Source organism: Sulfidibacter corallicola (genome assembly GCF_017498545.1).
Taxonomy (GTDB): Bacteria; Acidobacteriota; Holophagae; order Acanthopleuribacterales; family Acanthopleuribacteraceae; genus Sulfidibacter; species Sulfidibacter corallicola.
Genome location: NZ_CP071793.1, coordinates 8,318,108 through 8,344,706 on the forward strand (window position 1 = coordinate 8,318,108; position 26,599 = coordinate 8,344,706).

The 26,599-nt window shown below is 66.5% G+C and carries 3 protein-coding genes; all 3 read right to left on the reverse strand.

What is annotated here, in order from left to right; genetic code table 11:
• Positions 1 to 2 precede the first annotated feature (2 nt).
• A complete protein-coding gene (locus J3U87_RS25260) occupies positions 3 to 17,801 on the reverse strand; it encodes an amino acid adenylation domain-containing protein (protein ID WP_237378564.1) in 17,799 nt (5,932 codons plus the stop codon).
• 8 nt (positions 17,802 to 17,809) lie between these two features.
• Positions 17,810 to 25,396 carry a non-ribosomal peptide synthetase gene (locus J3U87_RS25265; RefSeq protein ID WP_237378565.1) on the reverse strand — a complete coding sequence of 2,529 codons (7,587 nt, stop codon included), beginning with the start codon at positions 25,394 to 25,396 and terminating at the stop codon, positions 17,810 to 17,812.
• Between the two features lie 67 nt (positions 25,397 to 25,463).
• Positions 25,464 to 26,594 (reverse strand): 4-hydroxyphenylpyruvate dioxygenase, encoded by a 1,131-nt coding sequence (hppD, locus tag J3U87_RS25270; protein ID WP_237378566.1) that lies wholly within the window; start codon positions 26,592 to 26,594, stop codon positions 25,464 to 25,466.
• Positions 26,595 to 26,599: the final 5 nt, after the last annotated feature.

Here is a 26,599-nt window from a genome sequence, read left to right on the forward strand (position 1 = left end):
CATTAAAAGTCCAGCTCGAAATCGAGCTCGTCCGAGATCGGCGACTGCACTCGCGCAACCTGGATCAGTTGGGTGACCGGCGCCTCGGGATCTTCGACGATCCGGCTCAGCAGTTCGAGGTGGGCGCGCATGAAACCCTCGGCCGTGGTTTCCGAGAACAGCGCGGTACGGTACTCCAGGTCCAACAACCAGCCGTCCGCCGCGGTTTCGAGCGTCCAGGTCAGGTCGAACTTGGCGCCGCCGGTCGGCAACTCGATCGGCTTGGCACGGACCTCCGATCGTTCCGGCATGGCGACCTGGCCGTCCTGGTTCTGGAAGACCAGCATCACGTCGAAAAAGGGCGAGCGGCCGGGCTCGGCGGTTTCCCCGCGATCTTCGACCATTTGATCGAAGGGGTAGAGCTGGTGATCGAGGGCGCCCAGGACGTCGCGGTGCACGCGACGGAGCAGGCCGGTCAGCGATTCCTCACCGTCGAGTGCGATGCGCAAGGGCAGGGTGTTGACAAAGAATCCGACCAGGTCCTCGAGGTCCAGCCGCGGGCGTCCGGCGACGGGTGCGCCCACGGAGATCCGCATCTGGCCGCTGAGGCGGGCCATTGTCAGCGCGAGCAGGGTCAGGTGGAAGGAGAAATCGGATACCCCCAGCGTGCGTGCGCGGGTCTGAAACGCTTCGATCCAAGCCGGATCCAGCGCGGCGCGCACGTGGCCGCCTGCGAAGTCGGGTTGAGCCGTCCGCGGTCGATCTTGCGGGAGCTGGAGTACCGGCCACGCTTCGTCCAGGTAGGCGTTCCAGAAGCGCCAGAGATCGGCCCGTGGCCCCTCTTTCGCGCGCAGCCAGTTCGCGTAGTCCTCGTAACGGAGTTGTTGCGTGGCGATAGGACTCTGCGAATCGCCACTTTCCCGCCCCAAGAGATACTTCCAGAAATCCCGTTGGAGTTGCTCCATCGACCATCCGTCGACCACCAGGTGGTGGGCGCACAGCCAGAGTGCCACGACGCGGTTTTCCTCGTGGAGGATCAAGGCGCGCAGCAGCGGTGCCCGCGTAAGCTGGAACGGCTCGGTGGCCCAAGACAGCGCGCGTTCGCGGCGCCACTGGGCACGATGGCCCAGCGTGATCGGCGCATCGACCCGGTCGACCACGTGGGCGCGCGGCAAACCCTTCCGGGTCACGAACCGGGTGCGCAGGGCGCGGTGGCGATCGACCAGGTGCTGGATGGCATCGGCGACCCATTCGGCGTCGAGCGTACCTTCGAGTTCGAAGGCGGCCGTGACGTGATAGGCCGCAACCAATTGCCGGGTCTGGCTCAGCAGCCAAAGCCGTTCCTGCTGTGGGCTCAGCGCGTAGTCGTCTTGGTCCGGGAGCCTGGGGATGGGCGCCTCGGTGGCGTTCTCATCCGTTGAAAGCGTTTCGACCAGGGCCGCGAAATCTTCCAGGGCCGGTGTCTCGAACAGGACGCGTGGCGTCACTGTCCGGGCGCAGCGCTGTTGGATGCGACGGCACACCCGCAGGGCGCTCAGCGAGTGCCCGCCCAGCTCGAAGAAATGGCTCTTCTGCCCAGGGACGTGGCGCAGGTTCAGGATCTCCCGCCAGATGGCCGCGATCTCGATCTCCATCGGCGTCTGGGGAGGCCGCTGCGCTTCGGTCGTCGCGAAGGGATCGGGCAGGGCGGCCCTGTCGATTTTTCCGCTGGGCGTTCGCGGGAACTGGGCCAGCCAGTGAATGCGGTTGGGAATCATGTAGCTGGGCAGGGTCTCTCGCAGAACCTGTCGGGGATCGGGACCTTCGTCGCGGCCGATCAGATAGGCGACCAGGGTGCCATTGCCGTGGGCGTCCTTCGCCACGAGGACCATGGCCTCCGACACGCCGTCGATAGTCAGTAGGGCCGCCTCGATCTCGCCGCACTCGATGCGGTAGCCGCGGACCTTGACCTGATGGTCCGCGCGGCCCAGGTAGATCAGGCGCCCGTCGTTGGCGCGCCGGGCCCGGTCGCCCGAGTGGTAGATGGTTACGTCTTCGCGCGCCGGGTGCGGGGTGAACCGCGTCATGCTCAGCTTGCGCTGGTTGAGGTAGCCACGCGCCACGCCCAGGCCGCTGACGCAGATCTCGCCCGCGGCGCCGTCCGGTACCCATTCGCCGTTCGGACCCAGCAGGGAAATGGCCAGGTGCGGAAGCGCGTTGCCGATGTCGCTGAGACCGGAGGCCAGGGCCGCCCCGTCCAGCTCGCGGAAGGTCACGTGCACGCAGGTTTCGGTGATGCCGTACATGTTGATCAGGCGGCAGTCGGGATGGTTCGCCGCGAAGCCCTGCAGCGTCACGGGGTTCAGGGCCTCGCCGCCGAAGATGACGGCGCGCAGATTCGGAAGGGTCTGTGAAAAAACCACTTCTTCCGCGCACAGGGCGGCGAAGGCGCTGGGGATCTGGTTCAGGATGGTCACGCGCTCCCGGCGAAGCAGCGCGGCGAATGCGCCTGCATCGCGGGCGGTTTCGGAGGGAACCACGACCAGGGTTCCTCCGTGCAAGAGGGCGCCGAAGATCTCCCAGACGGAGAAATCGAACGAAACGCTGTGGAACAGCGTCCAAACGTCTTGCGAACCGAATTGGAAATGGGGTTGGGCGTGATCCAGCAGGCTCGACACCTGGCTGTCGCGGATCGGCACGCCCTTGGGTTTCCCGGTCGAACCCGAGGTGTAGATGATGTAGGCCTCGCCATCTTGGCGTTCCGGCATCTCGTGGTCTTCGGGCACTTCCTCGATCGCTTCCGACCAAGCGAGGCGCGGCAGTTTGCCGAGCGCTTCGTTCTCGGAATCGTCACCGATCCAGGCGGTCAGTCGCGCGTCCTTGGCGAAGAAGGCCAACCGCTCGGCGGGGTAGTCCGGGTCCAGCGGTACGTAGGCGGCGCCGGCGCGCAAAATACCCAGCATGGCGATGACCATTTCGCCGCGACGCCTGAAATGAAGGCCGACGCGCGGCCCGGGCCGGCCGCACACGTGGTTGCAGACGCATTTGCGCCGACCGACGCCGCAGCGGGTGGACAGTTGGCTGGCGATGCGCCGGCTGAGCCGGTCGATGTCGCCGTAGGTCCAGCGGCGGTCCCCATCGACGAGGGCGACGTGGTCCCGGTTTCGGGAGGCGATGGATTCGAAACGGGCAATCAGCGTGTCTTTGGGCGGTTCGAGCTGGGCGACGCGCTGCAGATTGGCGAGTTCCTCGGCCTTGCGCGCCGGTGACAACATGTCGTAATCGGCGATCGTCCGCGATGGATCGGCCGCCACCTGTTCCAGCAGGGAGGCGAAGCGTCTCAGCCAGCGGGTCATCGTTTCGGCCTCGAACAGCGCGGTCGCGTACTCGACGCTCAACCTCAGACCGGAGGGGGTCGGGGAGAAGTGGAAGGCCAGGTCGAACTTGGCCTGGGCCGTATCCAGCTCCTCGGCTGCGACCTCGATGCCGTCCGGCCCCAAGGCCGCCCAACCCGGACCGGCTTCCGTGTTTTGCAGGACCATGACCACCTGAAGCGGGGGAAGCGCCACGGGCGAGGCGGACATTTCGGTTGGGGAGGCGTTCTGGTCTTCCATCTCCTGGCTAGGGGCCAGGTCGGCGTACTCGAACGCGTCCAACGCATGTGTTCGGACCGCGTCCAACAGTGCTGCAAACGATTGATCACCCTGGACTTGGGCACGAAGCGGCAGAGTCTGGACGAACATGCCGATCATGGACTCCCATTCCGGTCGGTTCCGGCCTGCGTGGACCGTGCCCATCATGAGATCGTCGTTCCCGGTGTAGCGATAGAGGAAGGCGAAGGTGGCGGCCAACAGTGTTTGGAACTGCGTCGTGCCCTGGGCGCGTCCGAGTTCCGTCAAACGGTGATGGAGTTCGGCACTCAACTCGATCTGGCAGGTGGCGCCGGTACGATCCGGGATCGCGTTGGCGGATGGATCGGGGTAGGGCCGATCGGTTGGTAAGTCGAGTTTATCGGGCGGATCGGCCAGCGTGTTTCGCCACCATGCCGCCGCATCGCGACCTGCGTCGCTCTGCCTGCGGGCGTGCTGGTGGGCGGCGTAGTCCCTGAAGCGCCATGCCGGGGGTGGCGCGGGACGTCCTCCCGAAGACAGGTCGCGGTAGGCGGCCAGCCAATCGCTCAGCAGCAGGTCCAGCGACCAGGCGTCGGCGATCAGGTGGTGCAGCGTGACCAGGAGCAGGTGGTCCGCCTCGTCCAGAATCAGGAGCCGGGCGCGGAACAGCGGGGCCTGTGTCAAATCGAAGGGTTTGCCCGCTTCCTCCTCTGAGATCGCACGGGCGCGCAACTCGGCATCGTCGGCATCGCGCAGGTCCTCGACGCGCCAGGGCAGGACGACCGAGGGGGCGACGACCATGGCCGCCTCACCATGCACGTCGACGAAGCCCGTCCGCAGCGATTCCTGGTTGGCGGCGACCCGCGCCAGTGCGGTCGCCAAGCGGTCCCCGTCCAGTGGGCCGCGGAGCCGGTAGGCGCCCGCGAGCAGGTAGGCGGTCGAAGGGTCCTGAAGCCGCTCGTGCTGCCAGATGGCCTGTTGCGAGGGCGTGGCCGGGTAGTGTGCCGCTTCGGCAACCCGTTCGATGGGGGTGACATCGATTGCCTGGGCGGCATCGATCAGGGCGGCCTGTTCGGCGAGGGTCGGGTTCAGGAAGAGATCGGCCAGGCTCGGTGCGGCGGCGAAGTGCTCGCGCAAGCGGCCCAACAGCCGCACCGCTTTCAGCGAGTTGCCGCCGCGCTCGAAGAAGTGCGCCTGCGGTGCCTGGGCATCGGGCACACCGACTTCGCCCCAAAGCGCCGCGAGCTCGTGTTCCCGATCGCTCAGGGTTGCCGCTTCGGCTTCCGGTTCGCTCGCCGGATTGGGTATGGCGGCCAGGGCGGCGCGGTCGATTTTCCCGCTGGTGTTGAGCGGCATTTCGGTGACGGCGACCCAGCGCTGCGGCACCATGTAACTGGGCAGCAGGCGAGTCAGTGGTTGACGCAGTTCGGCAGCCGAGTGGCGCTCGTAACCTTCGCTCAGCGCGATGTAGGCGGTCAACACGGTGTCGGGTGCCGTGCCCTGCAGCAAAACCGCGGCTTGCGCGACCTCTGCTTGGCTTGTGAGGATGGCTTCGATCTCGCCAGGCTCGATGCGGTGGCCCTTGTGTTTGATTTGGTGATCGCGGCGGCCCAAAACGACCAGGTTCCCGCCGCCATCGCGGTAGCCCAGGTCGCCGGTGCGGTAGAGGCGGCCCAGCTCGGGGATCTGGGGCGAAACCGCGAATGCCGTTTCGGTCAAATCGGGGCGGTCGTGGTAGCCCTCGGCGAGGCCGGCACCCCCGATTGCGATCTCACCGCGTATCCCGGCCGGTAGGCCGCGTCCGCGGTCGTCCAGCAGATGGATGTGGGTATGGTCGATCGGCCCACCCACGTGGATACGGGACTCTTCTCCAGTAATCCGGGTGCAGGCCGACCACACGGTCGTTTCCGTCGGACCGTACATGTTCCACAAGACTTTCACATGTCGCGCCAGGATCCGGGCCAACGGCATGGGCAGGGCTTCCCCGCCGCACAGGACACGTAAGCCATGATAACCGCGCCAACCCGCTTCCAACAGTAACGCCAGATTGGCCGGCGTGCTTTGGAGCAGCGTGACGCCGCGCATTTCGAGTATGGCGGGATCGGCCAGCAGCTCTTCCCGGGTCGTGATCTCGACACGGGCACCGACGAAGGCCGGCAGCCACCATTCAAGCACGGAAATGTCGAAGGAAACCGGCGTGACGGCCGCGACCAGGTCGGATTCCGCCAAGCCTGGCTGGTGGGCCATGGATTGCAGGAAGTTGAAGAGCGCCGCGTGGCCGATGCGCACGCCTTTGGGGCGGCCCGTCGAGCCGGAGGTGTGGATCAGGTAGGCGAGCGCTTCTGGATCGCGGGGGACTTGCGGCAGGGATACGCCTGCCTGGGCAGGCAGGTCCTCGTAGCTCAGGATCGCACAGGGTGCTTTGTCGGGTCGGGTCTCTTCGGTGCAGACCAGGAGGTCGGCGCCACTGTCGGCCAGCAATAGCTCGCGGCGGGCGTCCGGCAGGTCGGACGTCAAGGGTTGGTAGGCCGCACCGCAGCGCCAGATGGCCAGCATCACCACGGCGAGGCGTGCGTCGCGCGGCATGGCCACCGCGACGATGGGATCGGTCGCTTCGGCCAGCATGGGCGTCAGTCGGGTCGCCAAGCGTTCGGCCGCCGCGACCCAGTCGCCGTAACTCAGGGTTTGATCGCCGCGTTGCAGGGCGATGCGGTTCGGCTCACGGCCGGCCCGATCGAGAATGCGGGTGAGTGGCGTTTCGTGCCGTGGAAGCGAGCGAGCCGCTGCATCGGTTTGCGGGGCGGGCGGGGCGCAGGCGGGTGCATCGATCAGTGGCGGATCGACCAAATGGGCTTGGGGCGCGGCCAACCACGCTTCCATCAGTGCGGCCCAGCGGGCCGCAAAGGTTTCGACGGTCGCCTGATCGAACAGGTCCGCGTCGTATTCGAGGTACAGAACCCATCGATCCGTTTCCCGACCGAACTGGAAACTCAAATCGAATTGGCTGGTGCGGTAGTCGGCCGGCTCCATCGACCAACCGGGCGGCAGCTCGCCGTCCTTGCTGAACATCGAAACCAGCACGTCGAACAGCGGCGAGCGACTGGGGTCGCGCGGTGGATTGACCCGCTCCACCAACTCGGCGAACCCGACGCTACCGTGTGCCTGTGCACCCTCCAATTCCGCGGCCACGTGCTTGGCAAGTGCGGCGAAGCCGGCCTCCGGATCGATCTGGAGGCGCAGTGCCAGCGTGTTGACGAAAAGCCCCACGATGCCTTCCCACTCCTCGCGGTCGCGGCCGGAGACCGGCGAACCGAAGGTGATGTCCGTCTGGCCGCTGTGGCGATGGGCCCAGCCGTACACGCCGGCCATCAGTACCGCGAACGGGGTGACGGCCTGGGACTCGGCGAAATGGACGAGGGCTTTCCACAGGGCCGGCTCGATGGGGAACGCCAATTGGTCGCCGCGGTAGGCGCGCCGGTTCGGGCGGGGCCGGTCCGTGACCAGGGCCAACGGTGCGGGCGGGGCGGGGAAGCGTTCGAGCCACCAGGCCAGGTCGCGGTCGCGATTTCGGGTTCGGGCTTGGCTCGTGTGATGGGCGTAATCGGCGAATTGCCGGGTCAGCGGCGGCAAGGGCGCTTGTGCGCCGCACTCTGCCCGATAGAGGTACCACCAGTCGGCGAGTAGCACGCCCATCGACCAACCGTCCGCGATCGTATGGTGCAGGTTGAAACCGAGCACCCATTCACCGGCGGCCGCGCGGATCAACAAGACGCGCACAAGCGGGCCGGTGGTCAGATCGAAGGCTCCGTGCATCAGGTTTTGGATGATCTCGCCGGTTTTGGTCCCGACGTCCGGATCTTCACACAAATCTATTGTCTCGAGATGAATGGCCGTGCTCGCCGTTCGAACGTAGGGGCCGCTGTCCGTAGATTCGAAGCGCGAGCCCAACAGTGGATGGCGCTGGCAGAGGGTCTGGAAGGCGCGCTCGAATGCCGCCTCATCCAGATCGCCCCGGAAGCGATAGGTCGCCGGCAGGTGGTAGGCTCGCGAGGCTTCCTCGAATTGGCTGAGCACCCAAAGCCGCTCCTGGTCCGCGGTGGCCTTGAAGTAATCGGTGTTCGGTGCGGATTCCAGGGCCGGTTCCGCATCTTCTGCCGCGGTTGCCGGCAGCGCCGACTCGATCTGGGCGGCGAGGGTTTCGATGGTCGGGTAGGCGATCAGGGTGCGGATGCCCAATTTGCGGCCGAACACGCGCTGGATGCGCAGCGCCACCTGGGTCAGCTCCAGGCTGTGGCCGCCGACTTCGGTGAAGTGGTCGTCGACACCGATGTCCTCGCGCTGAAGCACCTCGCACCAGATGTCGCGCAGTTTCGTTTCCACATCGCTGGCAGGTTGCTTGACGGCGCCCGCCGTGGTGTTGGCGGGTTCGGGCTCCAATCGGTCCAATGCCTTGCGGTCCAACTTGCCGTTGGGATCGCGGGGCAGCTCGTCGAGGAAGAACCACAGGGTGGGCACCATCGCTTCGCTGACCTTGCGGCTCAGCCATCCGCGCAACTGGTCGGGGCGCACACCGGCGGATTCGGTGGAGCCCTCGTCCCTGCGAACCAGGTAGGCCGCCAGTTGGGTCTTGCCCTTGGCTTGGCGCGGGGCGACGGCGGCAGCTCGGATCTTCGGATGGCTCGTCAAGTGGGCTTCGATCTCGCCGGGCTCGATGCGGATGCCGCGAATCTTGACCTGGTGGTCGGCGCGGCCGTGGTAGATCAGCAGCTCGTTGGACAGGCAGCGGGCCAGATCGCCGGTGCGGTAACGGCGGTGGCCGGTCCCGTCGACGACGAACCGCTCGGCGGTCAATTGCGGCTTGCGCCAGTAGCCGGGGGTGACTCCGGGCCCGGCGATGTGGATCTCGCCCACGCAACCCTTGGGTACCACGTTGCCGTGTCGATCGCGCAGGCTGATTTCGACTCCTGGCAGCGGCCGCCCGATGCAGGATTCACCGATGCCTTCTGCGGCTTCCGCACGCACGTCGAGCGTAGTGCAGATGATGGTGGTTTCGGTGGGGCCGTAGAACTCCAGCACTCGGGCTCCCGGGAAGGCCTGTTCGGCGCGGTCCAGAAGCTCCGCGGGGACGCGGTCGCCCCCGGTGAACACCCAACGCAGATTGTCCAGGGTTCGGTCCGGTCCCAGGTGGTTCAGGATTTGGTCCAGCAGAACGGGCACCGCGTGGAAGGCCGTCATGCGTGCAAGGGCCGCGACCAGGTTGTCCAGGTCGAGCAGATCCTCACGGGTCAGGACTTCCAGGGCCGCACCGCGTGTCAGCGGCAGGAGCAGCTCGAACAACGAGATGTCGAACGCGTGGGAAGCCAACCACGCCATGCGCGGTTCCGGGCCGTTCTCGATGGTGAGCGCGGCGGTGGCCGCACCCAGGGTGTGCCCGAAGTTGGCGTGGCTGACGGCGACGCCCTTGGGGACGCCGGTCGAGCCGGAGGTGAACATCAGGTAGGCGGTGTTTTCGGGGTTCGGTTCGCGCCAGGGGAGCGGTTCCAGTGCGGCCGCGGCAGCCCACCAATCGTCGAGGCTGGTCACCCGGCGGCTGGGGCTCTGAACTCGGGGGAGCCAGGCGTCGTCTGCCAGCACGTGACGGGGCCCGGCCTCGCGCAGGAGCAGGCGAACCCGATCCTCGGGATAATCGGGATCGATGGGAAGGTAGATCGCGCCGCTGCGCAGGAGCGCCAGGATGGCGGCGGGCAGGCGGGCGTCGCGCGGGGCGAGCAGGGCCACCGGTTGGCCCGGTTTGAAGCGCGGAAGGCGGGTCAGGGCACGTGCCAAGCGCCCGGAAAATTGATCCAACTCGGCGTAACTCCAGCTTTCACGGCGGAAATGCAGCGCCGGGCGATCGGGGTACCGTTCGGCTGTCGCGATAAAGGCGCCGATCGGACTGACGGGCTCGTGCAAATCCTTCTCTCCGGCTTCCGAGAGGGGCGCGCGTAGGGTGGAGAGCTCTTCGGGGGGAGCCAGTGCCAAGGTCCGGTGGTCGGGCCGGTCGGCCGTGGCCATGTGGTCCAGAATGCGGATCAGGCGACCGCCGAACCGGTGCGCGGTTTCGGGATCGAACAGGTCGCTGTTGTACTCGATCGAGAACTGCCAGATGTCCCCGGCGCGAAGGAAGTCGAAGCTCAGGTCCAGTTTGGCCGTGTCGAAATCGGTCTCCACGGTGCCGACGGTCAGGTCTCCCAGTCGCTCGGACAGGTGGCGTTCCTGTTCGACCAGCGAGAGCATGACGTCGTAGAGCGGTGAGCGACTAGGGTCCGGTGCGTGAGCCAGGTCGGCGACCAGTTGATCGAAGGGATAGGCGCCGTGCTCGAAGGCCGCCAGCGCGGTCTGGCGAACGCTCGCCAACAGGTCGTCGAACGAGGTGTCGTCGTCGAACCGGGTGCGCAGGGCCAGGCTGTTGATGAACAGGCCGATGTGGTTGTCCAGGTCGGGATGGGGTCGCCCGGCGGCCGGCGTACCCACGACCAGGTCGGTCTGGCCGGTGAGCCGGTAGAGCAAGATCTTGAGCCCACAAAGCAAGCCGATGAACGGGGTGACGCGGCGGTCGCGACAGAAGCCTTCGAAGCGGTCCATCAGGTTGGCGGGCAGCGGAATGGCGACACTGCTACCGCGATAGGTTTTCAAGGGAGGCCTGGGTCGGTCGGTGGGCAGTTCCAGGCGGGCCGCCTCGTCCGCGAACTGGGTCTGCCAAAAGTCCCGTTGCCGCTGGCCGATGTCGCCCGACATGACCGCTTCGAACCACACCGCGAAATCGCGGTACTGGAAGGGCAGAGGCGGCAGGCCTACCTCGGTTCCCTGGCCGAGCGCGGTGTAGGCGGCGCCGATGTCGCGGAACAGGATGTCCATGGACCAGCCGTCGGCGATGATGTGGTGCAGCGTGAACAGCAGCAGGTGTTTTTGTTCGGCCAGCACCAGCAACGTCACGCGGAACAGCGGCGCCTGGCCGAGATCGAAGGCGCGGTTGGCTTCGGCGTAGGCGTGCTCGCGTGCGGCGGCCATGGGATCGGCCGCGTCGGAGAGATCGATTCGCGGCAGGTCGACGACGACCTGGGGGACCACCATCTGGCGGGGTGCGTCCGCGACCGTGACGATCCCGGTTCGCAGGCTTTCGTGGCGGGCGACGGTGGCGTTGATGGCGCCTTGGAGGCGCGCCACGTCCAGCGGGCCTTCGAGCGTAAAGGCGCCTGGCACGTTGTAGGCCTCCACCGCCTCCATTTGGTGAAGGATCCACAGGCGGCGTTGGCTGAACGAAACGGGATAGTGATCCGCCTCGGGCTGGGCCACGATGGGCGGTAACGCGGTCGAGACCTGGCGCTCGTCGAGCAGGTCGGCCAACGCCGCCACGCTGGAATGGGCGAAGAAGTCGCGCGGGCTGAGGTCGTAGGCCAGCTCCTGGCGGATGCGGCCCAGGCAGCGCAGCGCGAGCAGGGAGTGCCCGCCGGCCTGGAAGAAGTCGAGGTCGATGTCGTGCCGATCGGGATCGCGCTGGAGCAGGTCGGCGAAAATCGACCAGAGTGCGGCGTCCAAGTCGTGGCGCGGCCCGCGACCGCCGCCATCGGCCAGGGGCGCTTCATCCCTGAGTCGCAGCGCGGCTCGGTCGATCTTGCCGTTGACGGTCAGCGGCAATTGGTCGAGCCACTGGAATCGCGCCGGAATCATGTATTCGGGCAACTTCGCGGCCAGATGGTCGCGGAGCGCCTGCGTGTCTTGGTCTTCGGAAAGGTCCTCTCGGTTTGAGACCAGGTAGGCGCACAACCAGCTCTGGCCGGAGGCGTCGGGGCGGGCGATCACGGCCGCGGCACGTACGGTTTCGGCCGTCGACAGGGCCGCTTCGATCTCGCCGCATTCGATACGGTAGCCGCGTACCTTGACCTGGGCGTCGCCGCGGCCCAGGAAGACCACGTCTCCCGACGGCAGGACCCGGGCCAGGTCGCCGGTAGCATAGCTCCTTCCGAGTTCGGGGAGTTCGCGAAAACGCTGGGCCGTGAGATCGGCTCGCGACCAGTAGCCCTCGGCCACCGCGGCACCGCCGATGAAGAGTTCGCCGACGGCATCGGTCGGCAATGGGTTGGCTGCTCGATCCAGCACGAGCATGTGGTTGTTGGCGAGCGGGCGCCCGATGGGAACCTGGCCCGTCTCGGGCAGGTCGGCGAGGCTGCGAATCTCGAAAAAGCAGGTGTCGATGGTGGCTTCGGTGACGCCGTAGCTGTTGATTAGCCGGCACTCGGCCGGCAGCAGCTCGCGGGCGAAGCGGGCGTCGGCCGCGGACCAGGTATCGCTGCCCACGATCAACAGGCGGAATTGCGGAAGACCCAGCCGTTGTTCGGCCATCCAGTGCAGCAGCGGCATGACCAATCCGGGCGTGCCCTCGAAGAGCGTGACGCGGTGAGATGCCAGTAATTGGAAGAGGGCCGGCGGATCCAACCTCACCTGCTCGTCGCAAATCACCAGCGTACCGCCCACGGGCAGTGTGCGAGCGAGATCGCCGGTGAACACGTCGAAGGCGAATCCGGCCACCTGGAGCGCGACGGGTGGCGTGGCGTCCAGCTCGTAGGCGCTGCGCCAGGCCGCGATCTGGTTGGCGAGGGCGCCGTGGCCGACGCAGACCCCTTTGGGGCGACCGGTGGAACCCGAGGTGTAGACGAGATAGGCCGTGTCCTCGGGCTGGGTTGCGCGTGGCGGGGCCTTCTCGGAGGAATCCTCCAGGACCAAATCGTCCAAGTCGAGTTGGGTACCTTCATGGGCGAACGCCGTGGCGTTCTCGACCAGGCACAGAATCGCTTCGCAATCGGTCGCGATGAACCGAAGGCGTTCCTCGGGCGAGGCCGGGTCCAAGGGGACGTAGGCCGCGCCGGTCTTGGCCACGGCCAGCACGGCGAGCGGCATGCGCACGGTTCGGCGCACACAGATGGCCACGCGGTCTCGGGGCGTGACGCCCGCCGCCTCGATCAGGTAATGGGCGAGGCTGTTGGCGGCGCGATCCAGGGCGCCGTAGGTCCAATGATCGGCACCGTCGATGACCGCGATCGCCTCGGGTCGCTCGGCGACCTGGGTTTCGAACAGGTCGAGCAGGGAGCCTGCGTGGGCAACTCCGAGCAGGGGCCCTTCGAGGATCAGCGGCCTAGGGGTCAGGGCCAGGTCGTCAAGGCGAAGGCTGTCGTCGGCCAGGACTTGGTCGGCGAGGAAGGTCAACTGGTCGGCGATGGCGCTCACGGCGGCATTGTCGATGCGGTTGGCGTTGGTTTCGAAGACCAACTCCAGGTCTTCACCGGGGTGGAACGAGAGGTTGAAATCGTAGGGCGTTTGTTCGAAGCTCTCCCAGGAACCGAGTCGCAGACCCAGCCGATCCATCAGGGCGTCCATGCGCCGCGAGACCGGGTAATTCTCGAAGACCAGGATGTGGTCGAACAGGTTGCGACCCAAGGGATGGCGCGCGAGGATCTCGTGGAGCGGGACTTGCTGGTGGGGCGTGCCCGCGTTCATCTGCTCGGCGAGATCCGCCGCCAGATCGGCGAAGGACCGAGCGCCGTCGACCCTGACTCGAACAGGCACGGTGTTCATGAACAGGCCGACCATGCGAGCCATGGCGGGGACTTCCGCAGGGCGACCGGAGACCACGGTTCCGAACAGGACCTCTTCGGCGTGGTTGAACTTGGCGAGCCAGACCGACCAGAGTGCCTGGACGAGATTGAACAGACTGATGTCGTGATCCGCCGCCCAGGCGCTCAGCGCGGCAGTCCGCTCCTGGCCGAAGCGGCGACTGGTGCGGGACCAGGCGTACGCCTCCGTGGCCGGACCCCTGACGGGCGAAGTCTGCTGCGTCGCGCCGTCCAACAGGGCTCGCCAGTAGGCATGTGAGCTGTCGTGGTCGCGGCGTGCCAACCAGCGGAAGTAGGGGCGGATGGCGGGATCGGGCTGGAGCTGGGGGCGGTGGCCTTCGACCAGGGCCGCGTAGCGCTCGAAAAAGGTATGGGTCAGGATGCCCAGGCACCACCCGTCCATCAGGATGTGGTGGAAGCTCCAAATCAACCAGGCGCGGTTGTCGTCGAAGGTCAGCAGGGTCATGCGCATCAGCGCCCCCTCGCAGAGGTCGAAGCGATCGGCGCGATCGCGTGCCTTGTATGCTTCCACCGCTTCCGGATCGTAGGTGCCGAGATGGTGGTGGCGGAATGCCGGCCCACCTTCGGGCAACACCAGTGCGATGGGGACCCCCGTTTCGGGTTCCACGTAACGGGTTCGCGTGACCGGATGGTGCGCGCCCAGGAAGCGAACGGCGTCGGCGCAGTGCGTCACATCGACGGGACCCTCCAGCAGGTAGGCCGTCTGTTCGAAGTAGGTCGCATCCGTGGACCAGCGACTCTGGAAGTAGATGCCCTGTTGCATGGGTGTCAGCGGCAGGATGTCGACGGGCCGGTGCGCGTGGCAAAGCTCGGCCACCGTGGATCGCGGCAGGTCGGCATGGGTGAAGTCCGAAGGGGTGCGCACCGGCGTTTCGATCGAGGCACACTGGATTCGGATTCGTTCGAGGCAGGTTTCCAGGGCCGCGAGAGCGCCGCTAATGGCTTCTTCCCCGAAATCGCCCTCGTGCCAGGTCAGCTCCAGACGGCACTGGCCTTCGTGGATCCAGCCGATCAGGTCGAGGCGGTGCGGGCGCCGGGCTTCGTCGGCTTGGATGGGGCCGACCGGCTCCCGCACCAATCGGAACGGGCCGCTCTCGTCGCCGCCGTCGAACGAGCCCAGGAAATTGAAGGAAATTTGTGCCGGTTGCGGATCCTCGAGCGGGTCTTCTTCCAGCCAACGCAGGACACCGTAACCGAGGCCCTTGTCGGGGATGCGGCGCAGGGTCTCCTTGGTGGTGATCAGGTGCTCCGCGAGGTCGTCGGTGTCGGGTCTCTCCAGTACGACCGGATAGAGCGCGGTAAACCATCCCACGGTGCGGCTGGAATCGACGTGACCGCTTTCGTCGCGACCGTGCCCTTCCAGGTGGAGCTTGAACCGGGACCCGCCGGTGAGTTCGTGCAGCGCGTCGAGGAAGGCGGTCAACAGCAGGTCGTTGATGTCGGTGCCGTAGGCGCGGTGGATGTCGCCCATCAGCGCACGCGTCAGGACTTCGGGCAGGTTGCGCCCAAGGGTCCGTTGATGCGCCACGGTGGGCGCTTCGTCGTTCTCGAAGCGGTAGGCGGGCAGCGCCAGTTGGGTCTGCCAGTAGGTGCGGTCCAGGCGAAATGTGTCGAGCCGGTTGCGCAGAGCCCGGGTCCAGGTCGCGAAGCTCTGGGTTCTGGCGGGAGCGGCGGTGGGCAGGCCGCGGCGGTGGATGTGGTAGCGCGCCGCGAGGTCCTGGAGCAGGATGCGCCAAGAGACGCCGTCGACAACGAGGTGATGGGCCACGACGAGCAGGCGTTGCCGCTGCCCGTCCTCGAACAGATGCCAGCCGATCAGGGGACCCTTGGCGAGATCGAAGCGCGTCTGGCACTCGGTCAACAGGGTCGTGTCGAGATGGGTGGCGTCGCCGACCTGGTGGCGTGTCAGCGCCGGAGGGTCGTTCCGGTGACCCGAGATTTGCCGGAGTGGCTCGCCTTCGAAGCGGACCCGCAATTGATCGTGGTGGGCCCAGAGATCGTAGATCGCGGCCTGGAGCGCCGCCGTGTCGATCGGCTCGTGCGGGGCCACCATCACCGCCTGGTTGAAGTGGTGCAGCGGTTCTCGGCCGCTTTCGAAGAACCACCGCTGGATCGGCGAAAGCGAAATGGTGTCGCCGGTTTCCTCCGTTGCGTCGGCACTGTCGACGCGGCGCAAGCGCAACGCCAGTTCCCGAATGGTGGGCGCTTCGTAGAAGTCGCGCACCGTGAGCCGCAATCCGGATTCGTTGAGGCGGCCGGCCACCTGAAGGGCCTTGATCGAATCGCCACCGGCGTGGAAAAACGATTGGGCCACGCCGTTGGGGGCCTCGTCAAGCACTTCGCACCAGAGGTCGAACAGCCGTTGCTCCATTTCCGATGCAGGGTTTTGGGCGGGCTCGCGCGATTCCCGAAGCATGGCGTGCAAGCGGTCGTGGTCGATTTTTCCGTTGGGCGTCAAGGGCCATTGGGTTAGCAGCAGGACGCGCTGGGGCAGGGCGAAATCGGGGATGCGCTGCGCCAGGCGCCGGCGGATCTCGGCTTCGTCGCCGGTACCGAGGGCGAAGGCCCAGGCCTGGCCGTCGCGGGCCTGGATCAGGGCATCCGCATAGCCGAGGTCGTGCAGCGCCGCTTCCAGCTCACCGGTCTCGATGCGGATCCCGCGCAATTTGAGCTGGCGATCGCGGCGTCCGAGGAAGACCAGGCGCCCGTCGGGCAGGTACCGCCCCAGATCGCCGGTGAGGTAGACCCGCGCTCCCAGTTCCGGCTGGATGACGAAGGCCTTTTCGGTCGCTTCCGGCTGGCCGAAGTACTGCAGTGCGAGCCCGGGTCCGGAGATGGCCAATTCACCCGTTGCGCCGGGTGGGAGCAGGCGCCCGTCGGGGCCCAGGATCAATACGCGTGTATGGCGGACGGGCGTGCCCATCGGAATCGTCGACAGGTCGGCGTCCCGGGGCGAAAGGCGGCCCAAGGCCACACAGACCGAAGCCTCCGTGGGGCCGTAGGCGTTGATGTAGGTCAGCGACTGGCTGTAGTGCGCCACCTGGGCCGGTCGCGGCGCCTCGCCGGCGGTGATCAGCACGCGCAAATGAGGGAAGGGGCGGTTGTCGAGCGAGGCCAGGAAGGCGGGAGGCAGGGTGGCGACCGTGATTGCCGCATCGTCCATATAAGCGGAGAAGGCGGATGTGTCCATTTTGGTGGAATCGTCGATCAGGTGCAGCGCGGCGCCGGCATGCAGGGCCAGGAAGGTTTCGTAGAGCGAGGCGTCGAAGCCCAGGGGGGCGAAAGCCAGGCAGCGGTCCTCGGCCGTGATGGACAGCCGGGCGATTTGGTCCGCGACCATGTTGACGAAACCGCGATGGCTCAGCAGCACGCCTTTGGGGCGCCCCGTCGAGCCCGAGGTAAACAGCAAGTAGGCCGGGTCTTCGGGCGCGACTTTGGTCTCCAGCGATCGTACCGGGGGGTCGTCGGCATGCGTCGCGTACCATGTCGCGAACGGGCAGGTGGTGTACCCGGAAGGTTCCGTCCCGTCGCCGCACAGGACCAGCACGGGTTGGGCGTCCTCCAGGATCATGTCGCGACGTGCGGCCGGGTAGCGGGTGTCGACGGGTACATAGACCGCGCCCAAGCTGAAGATGGCCAGCATGGCCGTGACCGCTTCGGGCGAGCGCGGCATCAGGACCGCCACGTGATCGCCTTTGTCGACGCCGTAGCGGGTGCGCAGGTGTTGCGCCGCCCCATGCACTCGGGTCACCAACTGGCTGTAGGTCGCCGTTCGCCCGCCGTGGACCAGGGCGGGCTCGCTCCCATGGGCGATCGCGGTGTCGGCGAAAACCTGGTGAATGGCGGCCTCGATGAGGGGTTCATCGACGGGACCCGAACTCGTAGCCAGCAGTTCGGCCCGTGTCTCGTCCGTCAGCATGGACAGTTCGGCGATCGGCAGGTTCGGTTCCCCCAAAGCCGAGCACAGCAAGTTCCTGAAATGTTTGGCGAAGGCCTCGGCGGAGAAGCCCGGATCCCGTTGGAATCGGATCTCGATGCGCAAGGCATCCGCAGCGTGGGTGAAGCGAGCCGACCAGGCCGCTTGCAGCCTCGCTTCCGCCTGCGAGGAGCCGAACTCCAGGATCCCCGCCACCTGGGGATCGCGGTTCGCGCCCAGCAGGTCGCGAAGGCGATCCGGGTCGTAGTCGCGGTGCGCCAACGCCTGTTCCAGCTCCTTTTTTGTCTCGGGGAGCAGGTTCCGTAACGAGATCGACGTATCGCCGCCAAGTGCGATGAAGACCGGCTCGCCCGTTTCGGGGGCGTCCGGCGGTGCCATGGCCAGCATGTGATCGCCCGAAATGCCGTGACGGCGCCAGCAGGCGCGCCACACCGCGATCAGGATCATGCGCCGGGCGAGCGGATTGGCGCGGCTTCGCGCTTCGAGACGTTCCTGCAGATCGCCGTCGATGACCAGCGAAGTGGCGCGGTCGATCGGTGCGCCCGAAGGAAGGCGGGACTCCTGGAGACGATCGCACCAGAATTGGGTGTTGGCGTGTTGGAGCAAGTCGGTGGCGGTAGTCATGGCGGTTCCTAAAAATCGAAATCGACGTCGAGCACGACGGCTTGTTCCCGTTCCTCGGGTGTTTGGAAGGGCAGTTCGGCGATGGTGAGGTCCGGGTCGGCCACGGCCGCCGTGGCCAACGCGTGCCAGCGGCCCATGAACAGGGCGATATCTTCTGGATTGAAGCGGCGGCGGTCATATTCGACCTGGATCTCCAGGCCCTCGGCCCCTTCGCGCAGGTTGAAGCTGAGGTCGAGACGGCTGGTGCGCGGGAAGATGGGTTCCGGTGTGACTTCCATGCCGGGGACCAGGAAGCCTGGATCGTCCTGTTCCGCGGTGTTCTGGAGCACGAGCACGACCTGGATCGGTGCGGCCGCACGACCGCCGTCGGCGATGTGGCTGTCCTTCTCGTCCTGGTGCGCCAGGGATCGAACGAGAGATCCCCGGACCTGCGCCAGCAGCTCGGCGAATCGGTCCTGTGGTTCGAGCCGGGCACGGAGGGGCAGGGTCTTCACGAAGACGCCGATCATGTCGCGGGTGTCGGGATGGATTCGCGCGGCGCTTGGCATGCCCAGGCTCAAATCTTCGCGACCGGTCCAGTGGTGGAGCGCGGCGAAGAGGGTGCCGGCGAATGCCGCGTAGGGCGTGGCGTCGTGATGACGCGCCAGCCGGTATAGCTCGGCCAGGGTTGAAGGGGACCACTGGAACAGGTCGGTCTGGCCGGTGAACGGGTGATTCGCGTCCAGTTCCAGGGCCGGCTCGAACAAAGCCGGTACCGTCGGATTTGAGGTGGTGGTTCTATCACGATCCGTTCCCGTTTCCCCCGTCGCCCGGTGTCGCTCCCAGACCGCGAAGTCGGCGTAGTGGAGCGCGGCCGGCATCAACGGGTTGGGGTGGCCCAGGCAGCGGGCGTCGTAGCTGGTCAACCACTCGCGAACGAGCAGATCCAGGGACCAGCCGTCGGCGACCAGGTGGTGGATCACGAAGGCGAGCAGGTGGCAAGGCGCGTCCCGGGTCGATCGATGGTGATCGACGATCAGCGCCGCGCGCAACAGCGGGCCCCGTTCCAGATCGAACGGGATTTCCAGGAACGCCTGGACGTGCGTGGCGGGATCCTCCCCGGGTTTCGCGTCCAGCAGGGTCAATTCGGGCCGGAACGGTGGTGCGACCACCTGTGCCGGCTGGCCCTCCCGAGTGATGAACCGGGTTCGCAGGCCCTCGTGACGGACCACGAGATCCGCGAAGGACCGTTCGAAAGCTTCGCGGTTGAACGGACCGCGCAGGTGGAACACGGCGGGGATGTGGTAGGCCAGTGAGCGGGCCGGGTTCTGGCAGGCGAGCCAGATGTTCATCTGCGCGGAGGAGAGCGGTGCCGTGGGTTCCACCGGCCGCGGCGGAATCGGGGAGAAGGTGCCCGCTTCGCGGTGGAAATCGATATGCCGGGCCAGATCGCAGAGGCGCGGGTGATCGAAGATCCAGCGCAGTTCGATCTGGAGGCCGTGATCCCGTTCCAACGCCAGGGCCAGGCGGCCCGCACTGATGCTGTGGCCGCCCTGCGCGAAGAAATCGTCCTCGCGGGCGGGGGGCCGATCGCCGAGGTGCAGCGTGCGGCGCCACAAGTCGGCCAAGAGCCGTTCGGTAGCCGTATGCGGGCTCCGATTTTGGCGATCGGCGGAATCCTCATCTGTGGGTGCCGTCGCATCGGGCCCGTTGGCTCCCAGAGGCAGGGCATCGACTTTGCCGCCGGCCAGCGCGGCCCGATCCACCTTGCCGCTATGGGTCATCGGCAGTCGGGTGACGGCGAAGATGTGGGCGGGCACCATGTAACTCGGCAGCCGCGCGGCCAGATGCCCGCGCAGCGCATCCTCGTCGGGCACCGCCTCGCCGGTCAACCAGGCGGCCAACTCGCAATCCGCCTCGTTCACGACCACCACGGCGTCGCGCACCCCTGGCCAATCCGTCAGGTGGTGTTCGATTTCGCCGCATTCGACGCGGAACCCGCGAACCTTTACCTGGGTGTCGATGCGGCCGTGGAAGTGGTAGGCCCCGCTTTCGTCGCGGTGGACCAGGTCGCCGGTGCGATACCAGCGCGGGCCTTCCGCGAACTCCTCCGGCACGAAGCGTTCGGCCGTCAGGACGGGCCGGTTCCAGTAGCCGTCGGCGACGCCGGGCCCGCCGATCCACAGTTCGCCGGTGGCGCCGTCGGGGAGCGGCTGTCCGTGGGCGTCGCGAACCTCGGCCCTGGTTTGGGCGATCGGCGTACCGATCGGTGGCAGGGTGGGCAACTCGGCTGCGGAGGCACTCAGGGAAAATGCCGTGACCACGTGGGTTTCGGTGGGCCCGTAATGGTTGTGGAGCTGCAGCTTGGGGCGCCGCCGCAGGCACTGCTTGAGGCCATCCGTCAGGACCAGCGCTTCACCTGCCGTGATGAGGTGCTTGAGGCTGTGACCCCAGCCGTCGGGGGCGTTTTCGCAGAGGTGTCTGAGGGCGGTGTAGGGCAGGAAGGCGACCGAAACGGTGCGCTCGTCGATCAAACGGCGCAAGGCCGCAAGGTCGCCGCGCTGCGCGGGATCGGGAAGGAGCAACGTCGAGCCGCCGCAGAGCGCGAACAGCGTTTCCTGGAGGAAGACGTCGAAGGTGAAGGCGGCGAACTGCAGCACCCGGCCGCAGGTCGGCAGGGACGCCAGTTGCCAGTCGACGAGGTGGTCCAGGCAGCCGTGGGTTTGCAGCACGGCCTTGGGGCGGCCGGTGGAGCCGGAAGTGTAGAGCAGGTAGGCGGGGTGGCGCGGTGCGGCGGCGAAGGGCGGCGGCGCCGAGGTGGCCCGTTGGGCTCGGTGCCTGGGGAGCACGACCGCGGCGGATCCGGCCCAGTCCAGGTGACTGTCGGCCAGGATCAGGCGCGCGCCGCTGTCGTCCAGGCTGAAGCGGCGGCGCGGCTCGGGCCACTCGATGTCGATCGGCAGGAACACGGCGCCAAGGCGCAGCGACGCCAACAGCGCGATCACGCGCTCGCTGGGGCGGCGGGTGGCCACGGCCACCACGTCGCCGGGCACCACGGCGTGGGCACCCGCCAGGTGCTCGGCCAAGGCCTGGACTTCGTTGCCGAGGCGACCGTAGGTCCACACCTGGTCGGACGTTTCCAGGGCGATTCGATAGGGGTGTGTCGCGACCATGGTTTCGAAGCGATGCGCCGTGTTGGTGTAGGAACACGACGTCGGTGCGGCGGCTTCCGACTGGAGATGGCGGGTTCGCTGAAGGTCGCGAAGCGCGACGTCGCCGCGCCGGGGGAGGCGTTCGAGCAGGTTCAGATAATGGTCGGCCACGCTCTCTGCGCGAGCCCGGGTGTAGAGGTCCGTGTCGTACTCGAAGTCCAGGAACAGCTCCCCGCCTTGCTCGCGAAATGAAAAGAGCCAATCGCATTTGGCGTGGCGAACGGGCGCGGTCAGGCGCCGGGCTTCGATGCCGTTCAGGCCTTCGTGGTGGTCGCGCGTGTTCAGCAGGACCAGCATGACGTCGAAGAGTTGCGTTCGGCCCGTTTCGTGAGGCGGATTGAGCGCCTCCACCAGCAGGTCGAAGGGATAGGCGGCGTGGTCGAAAGCGGCGAGGTCTTCGCGTGCCAAACGCGAAAGGAACGCATCGGCCGTCTCGGCAGGATCCACTTGGGTGCGCAGGGCCAGGGTGTTGGCGAAGAAGCCGACGCTGTGCTCCAGTTGGGGTAGGTCGCGTCCCGCGATCGGGGACCCGATGGTGATGTCGCGGGCGCCGCCGCAGAAGTGGTGGAGCAACAGGGTCAGGCCGGCGTGAAGTGCCATGAACCGCGTGGCTTGGTGGCGTGCGGCCCAAGCATCCAGCCTGGTGACGAGCGCCGTATCGACGCGACGGGTCAGGAGCGCTGCCGGGCGAGGCGAAGTGCCGCGGCGACCCTGAATCGGCAAGTCCAGCGGACGGGGGAGATCTCGTGCCTTTTGCAACCAGAAATCGCGAGCGGCGGCATAGGCCGCGATGCCTTCCGGTGCGCGTTGCCAAGCCGCGAAGTGTCTGGCTTGAAAGGGCTCCGACAGGGCTTTCGATTGGCCACCGTAGTGGGAGACCACCTCTGCGAGTACCAGGTCCACCGACCAGGCGTCGACCGCGATATGGTGAAACACGAGCACCCAGATCCCGTGTTCGGGTCCCAATTGCCAAAGGGAGCTGCGCACAAGAGGGCCGCGACTCAAGTCGAACGGGGTCAGGACGTCTCGCCGCAGGGCCGCGTCCAGCTTGTGGGCGTCCAGGGGACCGCCGCCCAGCGAGAGCCGTAGATCGGTGGAAATCCGTTGCACGGGTTCGCCGTCCTGGCGCACGAATCGGGCGCGCGGCGAGTCGTGGCGATCGATCGCCCATTGCATTGCCGCTTCGAGCCGGTTGCGGTCCAGCGGCCCGCGCATGTCGAGCACAAGCGCGATGTGGTAGGCCGTGTCCTCCGGCGTCCGTGACTGCAGGAGCCAGAGGCGTTCCTGGGCGTGGGAGATCGGGTAGTGGTCGGCCTCGTCCTGTAGGGGAATCGTCAGCGACGTGCGCGGTTCGGCGCGGTCGATCAGGGCCGCCTGGTCGTGGAGATTCGGATTCCCGAACAGGTGGGCCAGAGGCATGGCGACGTTCCAGTGGCGTTCGATGGCGCGCGCCAGTCGGGTCGCCTTGAGGGAATGGCCGCCGGCCTGGAAAAAGTGGGTGCGACGGTTGTCGATCGGTTGGTCCAGGATCTGGCTCCAAATGTCGGCGAGATCCCGTTCGGTATCCGTGGCCGGGGGATCGACCTGGCGGGGAACGGAAGCTTCGGCGGTGGACCGCAATGCGCGAAAGTCGACCTTGCCCGCGGTGTTGCGCGGCAGGGTTGGGTAGTGGACGAACCGCCACGGGATCATGTACTCCGGCAGCGAAGCGGCGAGATGATCGCGCAGGGTTTCGGTTTCGGGATGGCGGTCGCCGGAGAGGTGGCCGACCAGGTGCGCGTCCCCGTCTCCGTCGACTTCGGCGACGACGGCCGCGGCGCGCACATCGGGATGGGCTTCCAAGGCGGCTTCGATTTCGCCCGGTTCGATGCGGTATCCGCGCAGTTTGAGCTGGCGGTCGGCGCGACCGGCGAAGTGCAGCCGTCCGGATTCGTCCCATTTGCCCAGGTCGCCGGTCAGGTACAGCACGCGATCGTGCTCACCCCGAGCCCAGGGATTGGGAACGAAGCGTTCCTCGGTGAGATCGGGCCGGCCCAAGTAGCCCCGGCTGACCCCGCGGCCGGCAACGGCGATTTCACCCGTGACCGTCACGGGTACCAGCCGGCGACGTGAGTCGACCAAGTACACCGACACGCCTGGCAGCGGCCGGCCCAGGCCGTGGCCGTCCCGCCCCAGGTCGGTGTAGGTGGCGCACACGGTGGTTTCGGTGGGCCCGTAGCTGTTGAGCACCCGCACCTTGCTGGTCAGGTTCGCATAGTGCTCCGGGTGCAGCGCGTCACCGCCGGAAATGAGGACCCGAAGCGAGGTCTGGTCGGGAGCCTGTTCATCGAGAAGGCCGACCACCCCCGGAGTGGTGGAGAGCAGCGTCAATTTTTCGCGCTCGATGGTTCCCCACAGCGCGGCGCCATCCAGCAATTCTTTTCGATCGAGGAAGAAAAGCGTGCCGCCCGCGAGCAGAACGGGCACGATTTCCTCCAGGCTGGTGTCGAAGGTCAGGGCCGCCTGTTGGCCGAACCGATCGGACGGCTCGAGATCGACGTAGCGGGAAAAGACATCGGTGTAATGGGCGAGCGCCGCGTGATGGTTGCGCACGGCCTTCGGCGTGCCGGTCGAGCCCGAAGTGAAGATCAGGTAGGCGTCGTCTTCGAGGGATCGCGGTTCGACGGGAACCTCGATCGGCTGGGCTTCGAGTTCGGCAGCCGCCAGGGTGGCCACGCCTTGGTTGATCGCGAGGTCCCCGCCGATCATCAGGCGTGGCTGGGCCTGCGCGACGATGGTTTCCAGGCGTTGGGCGGGAATGGCGGGGTCCAGCGGTAAATAGGTCGCGCGAACCAGCCAGATGCCCCAGATGGCGGCGACGGCCTCGGGGCCGGGCGGCAGGCGCAGGGCGATGCGGTCACCGGCGACGACGCCGCGCGCGGACATGGCATTGGCGAAACGGGCGGCCCGTGCGTGCAGTTCGGCATAGGACCAACTGCCGTCGGACCAGGCCAGGGCGGCGCGCGCGGCATGACGGTCGGTCGTTTCCAGGAACTGGTCGACCACGTGACGCGGGGCGGACTGGGCCGGTTCCGCGCCACGGGCGAAGGCCATCAGTTGGGCGCGCTCGCGTTCGGGCAAGGGAGCGTATTCGGTCAAGCAGGTTTGCGTCTCATCGAGGATCTGGTCGATGAGCGAGACCATGCGTTCCCAGATCAAGTCGATGTTGTCGAAGACGTCGGTGCTGTAATCCAGGCTGAACTGGATGCCGCCTTCCTGAAAGTCGTTGATGTTGAACGTCAACACGTGCTCTTCGGCCTCGGAGAAGTACCAGACCGGATCGTGTGCGAAATGGCCGAAATTGGCATCGTACAGTGAGTTCTGGTAGTTGAACTGAACCGGGAGAAGCTGTGCTTCGACCATGTCCAGTGCGGTCAGGATGCGGTGGATGGGATGCCGCTGGTGGCGGAAATCGCGTTTGCTGACGGCGCCGACCTGGGCGATCAGCTCGGGGAAGGTGGCGCTTTCGGTCAGGTCCAAGATCAGCGGGATGAAGTTGGAGAACATGCCCACGGCGCCCTTGTGGGCCTTGCGTGGCCGGTTGAGCACCGAAACCCCGAGCGCCAGGCGGTCCAAGCCGCTGATGTGGTGCAGGTGAAGCCCGATCAACGCCGCGAAGAAGGTGTAGACCGAGACCTTGTGCCGCTCGCAATAGGCGTAGATCGCCGGCGACTGGGTCAATCGCCGTTCCTCGCGGCGGGAGCTGAAGCCGCGCTTTGGGCGCGGGAAGGCGCGATCCAGGGGAAATGGTTCCAAACCCTCGATCTTTTCGCGCCAGTAGGTGCGATCGCTTTCGAAGCGCGGCGATTCGAGGTACTGGGCTTCGAAATCGATGTAGTCGAAAAAGGCCAGGTTCTCGGGTTCGGTGTAGTTGGGGTCGGTCGCCAATTCGCGGTAGAGGCGGCTGACCTCGTTGTAGATGACGGAGGTTCCCCAAGCATCGCAAATGAGGTGGTGCACGTGCAGAAACCAGGCGAATCGCTCGGGGCCCAGGCGGATCAGGCGGGTGCGGAACGGCATGTCGCGGTCGAGCCGGAATTCGTGACGGCGCGCTTCGTCCAAGAGCCCCGCCAGGTACCGTTCGGCGGTTTCGGCGTCCACCGAACCGAGGTCGATGTAGGCGTAATCGGGCTTCACCGCATCGCGAATGCGCTGGCGGGGCCCTTCATCCGTGTCTTCGATGGCCAGGCGCAGCGCGGGCTGGGTGTGGTGCACCAAGTCGATGGCGCGCGCCATCAGGGCCGGGTCGAGCGGACCCTCGATACGGGAAATTCCCAAAATATAGTAGATTTGGGGCTCGCCCTGCCACTGCAGGCCATAGTAGATACCGCGTTGCGGTTCGGTCAGTCGGTAGCGACGCGACATGCCGTTCTCCTCGTGAAACTTGGGTGGTGGGCCGCACCGGGCGGCCCGGATCTCGATGTGCTGGGGATCAGGTGCTCACCAGGCCGGCGCGACGGGCTTGGTCCTGTTCGATGGCTTCGAACAAAGCCCGGACGTTGTCCTGGCCGAAGCCTTCGTAGCTGAAGCGGCGCTGAATGATTTCGTAAAAGAAGGTCGGACGATCGCCAAACGGCTTGGTAAAAGTCTGGAAGAGAAGTGCTTTGCCTTGGCGATCGCACAGGATGTGGTGCTCTTCCAGGCGGTCGACCAGGTCGTGCGGGATGTGGCCACGCCGCCGTAAATTGGCGTAGTAGGTGTCGGGATACGAGACGAAGGACACCCCGTTGCGGCGCATCGTGGCCACCGTTTCGAAGATGTCGTCACATGCGAAGGCGATGTGTTGCACACCCGAGCCGTGGAACGCTTCCAGGTACTCTTGGACCTGCGATGGACGTTTGCTCTTGACCGGTTCGACGAAGACACCGGTGATGCCGTGATTGGCGGCGCGCCACACGGCCAGTCGCATGCCCGAGTACTCGGAGCCGACACCCTCGTCGTCGTCCCATTTCTGGATCAGGGTGCCGCCGAAGAGGTCGGTGATGTAGCTTGTCCAGCGCGACATTTCGTTGGGATAGATGCCGAAGGCGATGTGGTCGATGTTTGACAGGCTGGAACCGAACGTCGCTTCGGTCGGCTCATCGGATTCATCCATCGGTTGGAAACCGGGGGCGAAGAGGCCCTCGTACTCACTGCGATCGACGAGGCTCAGCTCGTTGCTGTCGAGGAACTTGAGTCGGGCCTGGCGCACCTCGCCGTTTTCGTCGCGAAGGGTCTCCGGTTCGCGAAGGGGAATGCCGCCGCGAGCGGTGGCTTCGGCGAAGGCGGCATCGACGTCGTCGACCTCGATGGCCAGATGTTTGACGCCGTTGCCGTGGCGATCCACGAACGAGAGGATGTCGAAGGCGCTTGGATGGGCGGCCGAGGTGATCACCAGCCGAATTCCGTTTTTCTCGACGAGGTAGGACACGCGGTCGTGCACACCCGTTTCGGGTCCGGCATAGGCGGCCAGGCGGAAGCCCAAGGCGCGGGTGTGCCAGAAGGTCACCATTTTCGCCATGCCCACGAAGAGCTCGACGTGGTCGATGCGCGGGCTGTCCAGCTCACTGTCTTCCCTGATCATGATCT

Coding starts and splice junctions, on each gene's coding strand:
- J3U87_RS25260 (WP_237378564.1), bottom strand. CDS start 17,801: ATGACTACCGCCACCGACTTGCTCCAACACGCCAACACCCAATTCTGG.
- J3U87_RS25265 (WP_237378565.1), bottom strand. CDS start 25,396: ATGTCGCGTCGCTACCGACTGACCGAACCGCAACGCGGTATCTACTAT.
- hppD (WP_237378566.1), bottom strand. CDS start 26,594: ATGATCAGGGAAGACAGTGAGCTGGACAGCCCGCGCATCGACCACGTC.